General features: G+C 41.2%; 1 pseudogene. It reads left to right on the plus strand.

The window, feature by feature from the left end:
• Positions 1-519: pseudogene (locus DWZ40_RS19220) on the plus strand (carbohydrate ABC transporter substrate-binding protein); the annotation flags it as partial.

Below are 519 nucleotides of genomic sequence, written 5' to 3' on the forward strand. Positions count from 1 at the left end.
AGGACTCGCACTTTGGTAAAGAAGATATCAATATTGACATCAATACAGGAACCCAGATGTTTGTTGAGGAAAAATCAGCAATGTTTCATGGACATCCGACGGTTATGCAGCAGCTGCAGAAACAGATGGATGCGGAGCTGATCCGTATTCCTTACTTTTCACAGACATCGAATGAATCCTACGTGTACATGACTCCATCCTTAAACATTGCATTTAACAAAAATCTGGAAAAAGACCGGGAGAAACTGGATACTGCACTGGATGTGCTGGATTGTATGATTTCAGAAGAGGGGCAAAAGCTGATTGCGGATGGAAGCGGCGTCATTTCATTGAATACAGATGTTCCAACCATGATGCAGGATGTGCCTGGACTGGAAGAGGAAATTAATAATAATGCCGTTTATATCCGATATTCCGCTCAAAAATCTTTTTATGCAAGTCTTGAGGCTGTTCACGGATTACTGTCAGGGGAAATGGATGAAACACAGGCTTATGATATTTTTTGCAGTGTAATGAATC

The sequence above is a fragment of the Clostridium sp. AF32-12BH genome (genome assembly GCF_003477935.1).
Taxonomy (GTDB): Bacteria; Bacillota; Clostridia; order Lachnospirales; family Lachnospiraceae; genus Brotaphodocola.